This window comes from Pseudomonas machongensis (genome assembly GCF_034961125.1).
Taxonomy (GTDB): Bacteria; Pseudomonadota; Gammaproteobacteria; order Pseudomonadales; family Pseudomonadaceae; genus Aquipseudomonas; species Aquipseudomonas machongensis.
This window is the reverse complement of the sequence record NZ_JAYFUI010000048.1, coordinates 1-3,980: the sequence shown is the minus strand read 5'-3', so window position 1 is coordinate 3,980 and position 3,980 is coordinate 1. Positions and strand designations below refer to the sequence as shown.

Genomic DNA, 3,980 nt, shown 5'->3' with positions numbered 1-3,980 from the left:
TCCGCGGCCGTTACCGCGGCGCTGACAGTGCCAGTGATTACCTGCGCGATGTCGACGCCAAGCTCGCCGACCTGGATGCCCGTGGCCGCCAGCTTGCAGGGATGATCTGCGAGCCTGTGTACGGCAATGCCGGCGGTATCTCGCTGCCCCTGGGCTACCTGCGCGAGGCCTATGCAAAGGTGCGGGCGCGCGGCGGCGTGTGCATCGCCGATGAAGTGCAGGTTGGCTACGGCCGCCTGGGCGAGTACTTCTGGGGCTTCGAGGAGCAGGGCGTGGTGCCGGACATCATCACCATGGCCAAGGGCATGGGCAATGGTCAGCCGCTGGGGGCGGTGATCACCCGGCGCGACATTGCCGAAGCGCTCGAGGCCGAGGGTTATTTCTTCTCCTCGGCCGGGGGCAGCCCGGTGAGCTGCCGCATCGGCATGGCAGTGCTGGATGTGATGCGCGACGAAGGGCTGTGGGATAACGCCCGCGATGTTGGCCGCCACTTCAAGGCGCGCTTGCAAGCGTTGGTCGATAAACATCCGCTTGCTGGTGCTGCCCACGGCTCGGGCTTCTACCTGGGGCTGGAACTGGTGCGTGACCGCCAGACATTGGAACCGGCCACCGAGGAGACCATGGTCCTGTGCGATCGCCTGCGCGACCTGGGGATCTTCATGCAGCCCACGGGAGACTACCTGAACATCCTCAAGATCAAGCCGCCGATGTGCACCACGCGGCAGAGCGTGGACTACTTCGTCGATTGCGTGGACCGTGTGTTGGCGGAACTGAGTTGATCTAAATCGATTTATATCGATTAAATTTCTTGAAATATCTATTTTGATTTTATTTCAGGCTTTAAAAGTCGATATCTATCGGTTAGATTGGTCGTATTCGCTGGCCCTTCGCGAGCAAGCCCGCTCCCACAGGTAGCTGATGCTGCCGCTGTGGAGCGGGCTTGCCCGCGAAGGGGCCCTGACAGACACCCGCACAATCAACCCTGGCACCAGCCTGCCGGGCCATCCAGAGGCTACTCATGAAGACCCTGAACTCGACTCCCCGCGCCGACGGTTTCCACATGCCCGCCGAGTGGGCCCCGCAAACCCAGGTATGGATGGTCTGGCCGGAGCGCCCGGACAACTGGCGTCTGGGCGGCAAGCCCGCGCAGGCGGCGCACGTCACCCTGGCCAAGGCCATTGCCCGCTTCGAGCCGGTCACCGTGGCGGTATCTGCGGGCCAGTACGAAAATGCCCGCCGCCAGCTCGACCTGCCCAATATTCGCGTGGTCGAGATCAGCAACGACGACGCCTGGGTCCGCGACACTGGCCCGACCTTCGTGATCAACGATCATGGCGAAGTGCGTGGCGTGGACTGGGGCTTCAATGCCTGGGGCGGTTTCGATGGCGGCCTCTACGCGCCCTGGAACCGTGACGAGGAACTGGCCGCCAAGGTCATGGAGATGGAGCGCTGCCAGCGCTACCACACTGAAGGCTTCGTGCTCGAGGGCGGTTCGATCCACGTGGACGGCGAAGGCACCCTGATCACCACCGAAGAGTGCCTGCTCAATCGCAACCGCAACCCGCACCTCACGCGTGAGCAGATCGAAGACGTGCTGCGCGAACATCTGGCAGTCGAGACCATCGTCTGGCTGCCCGAAGGCCTGTACAACGATGAAACCGACGGCCACGTCGACAACTTCTGCTGTTACGTCAGCCCGGGCGAAGTGTTACTGGCCTGGACCGATGATTCCAACGACCCCAACTATGCGCGCTGCCACGCTGCCTACGAGGTGCTGAAAAACACCCGCGATGCCAAGGGACGCGAGTTCGTGGTGCACAAGATGCCCATTCCCGGGCCGCTGTTCGCCACCGAGGAAGAATGCGCCGGCGTTGACCAGGTCGCTGGCAGCCAGGAGCGTGACCCGTCGGTGCGCCTGGCCGGCTCCTACGTGAACTTCCTGATCGTCAACGGCGGCATCATCGCGCCGAGCTTCGACGACCCGGCAGATGCCCAGGCTAGAGCGATTCTGGCCAAGGTCTTCCCGGACCATGAAGTGGTGATGATCCCGGGTCGCGAGCTGTTGCTGGGCGGCGGCAACATCCACTGCCTCACCCAGCAGCAACCGGCACCGGTCAAGCGCTGATCGCCGAACACTGAAAGGGCCTGTCGAATGACAGGCCCTTTTGCTTCGCGCAAACGATTTATCCACGCGCTGGCACAGCTCTTGTATTGCATTTCCCTGGGGTGTTTCGGGGCGGCGGTCCACGCTGTTCTGTAACAATCTCACAGTAATTTAGCCGCTCACGGCCCCAGGGAGTACGTGTCGAATGAATGCAACAAGTGAGTCGGCTTTGTCTCCAATGGCGATCAATCACGAATCGCTCAAGGTGCTGGCGCAATGGTTGAAGCACCATGGAAACATCCGGGTCAGGAAGACCGATACGCGCCGCCTTCTGGATGGTCGTTACCCTCAAGGCCTGCTCAGTGAAGCGGAGCTCGAGGCTCTGGTTGCTGTCTGGCACTGAAGGCAAGGCATCGCATAACGAAAACGCCACCGTATCGACGGTGGCGTTTTTGTTTCAGCTGGCCAGCTCCGTAGCGTCCTCTTCCTCGAACCCGCGAGCGGCACGACCCACCAGCAGTGGATCTGGCGCGTGGGCGACGCTGTGATCCTTGCCGGGGTAATCCAGCGAGTGGAGGAAGTGCCGGATGCAGTTGAGCCGGGCGCGCTTCTTGTCGTCGGACTTGATCACCGTCCAGGGCGCATCGGCGGTGTCGGTATGAAAGAACATCGCCTCCTTGGCGGCGGTGTAGTCGTCCCACTTGTCCAGCGACTTGATGTCGATTGGCGACAGCTTCCAGTGCTTGAGTGGGTCGTCCCGCCGGGAGATGAAGCGGCGCAGCTGTTCTTCGCGATTCACCGAGAACCAGTACTTGAACAGCAGGATGCCGCTGTTGCACAGCATTCGCTCAAGGTCAGGTGCCTGGCGCATGAACTCCAGGTACTGCAGTGGCGAGCAGAAATCCATGACCCGCTCGACCCCGGCGCGGTTGTACCAGGAGCGGTCGAAGAACACCATTTCGCCCGCCGTAGGCAGGTGCTGGATGTAGCGCTGGAAGTACCACTGGCCCTTTTCCTGCTCGGACGGCTTCTCCAGCGCTACGATGCGAGCCCCTCGCGGATTCAGGTGCTCCATGAAGCGCTTGATGGTGCCGCCCTTGCCCGCTGCATCGCGCCCCTCGAACAGCACCACGATGCGCTGGCCGGTATCTTTCGCCCAGCTCTGCACCTTCAGCAGCTCGATCTGCAGCGCGTGCTTGGCCTTTTCGTACTCCTGGCGGCGCATGCGCGTGCGGTAGGGGTAGCTGGCCGGCAGGCGCGCGCTGGTGCTGTCTTCGTTACTGCCTCTAGGGGCGGTGGCGACTTCCAGGGCGGTAGGCTGCTGGCTGATCCGGGTGATGGACGCTTGCGGTTTGCGCTTGCGAGGGCGCGGTGTACGCAGTGGCGTAGCCGGAGCAGCTTCGACGGGGTTGGGAACGGGGAGGGGGGAATCGTCGCTCATGGAGGTCCTTTGCGGAGTCGGGTGTCCATGAAGCAGTGTAGGACGGTGGCGGTGGTGGCTTTTTGATGCTGGTCAATGCTGGCCGGTGGAGAAAGGCCTTCGCCGCAGTACACCCTGTGGGAGCAACTGTCTTGCTCAAAATCTAAAGACCAGCCCAATCCCTGTGGGAGCGGGCTTGTCCCGCGAACACGGGCGTAGCCCGTGCCAGGCAGCGCGGTGTCTTTTTCGCGGGTAAACCCGCTCCCACACGTACGGCGTTCGAATTTACGCCGGTGTTGCGCTCTTGCACTGAGGCAACTCCACATCCTGCCAGGGGGTACCCGTTCTTAGCATCGCATTGAGTCGTACGATGAAAACTCTCATGCAGGCCACAAGCGCGACCTTGGCTGCCTTGCCCCTTTCACGCAGTGCTTGGTACTTCGCCTTGAGCGAGGG

4 protein-coding genes and 1 pseudogene are annotated in these 3,980 nt (G+C 62.1%); 3 read left to right on the top strand and 2 right to left on the bottom strand.

Annotation, left to right across the window (positions count from 1 at the left end; translation table 11 throughout):
• The 3 genes from VA602_RS03345 to VA602_RS03335 form a co-directional block, all read left to right on the top strand.
• A partial coding sequence (locus VA602_RS03345) for an aminotransferase class III-fold pyridoxal phosphate-dependent enzyme (protein WP_323452462.1) occupies positions 1 to 779 on the top strand: 779 nt, incomplete at its 5' end.
• A 239-nt stretch (positions 780 to 1,018) separates the two neighbouring features.
• Positions 1,019 to 2,125, top strand: a complete 1,107-nt coding sequence (gene aguA / locus VA602_RS03340) for an agmatine deiminase (RefSeq protein WP_054891700.1) — start codon at positions 1,019 to 1,021, stop codon at positions 2,123 to 2,125.
• Between the two features lie 184 nt (positions 2,126 to 2,309).
• Positions 2,310 to 2,507 (top strand): hypothetical protein, encoded by a 198-nt coding sequence (locus VA602_RS03335; protein ID WP_054891701.1) that lies wholly within the window; start codon positions 2,310 to 2,312, stop codon positions 2,505 to 2,507.
• 54 nt (positions 2,508 to 2,561) lie between these two features.
• On the opposite strand, the gene ppk2 is transcribed toward VA602_RS03335, so the two are convergent.
• Together ppk2 and VA602_RS03325 are read right to left on the bottom strand one after the other, a co-directional pair.
• Positions 2,562 to 3,545, bottom strand: coding sequence for a polyphosphate kinase 2 (gene ppk2 / locus VA602_RS03330; protein WP_323452461.1), 984 nt, complete (start codon positions 3,543 to 3,545; stop codon positions 2,562 to 2,564).
• 264 nt (positions 3,546 to 3,809) lie between these two features.
• A pseudogene (locus VA602_RS03325) lies at positions 3,810 to 3,980 on the bottom strand (IS110 family transposase); the annotation flags it as partial.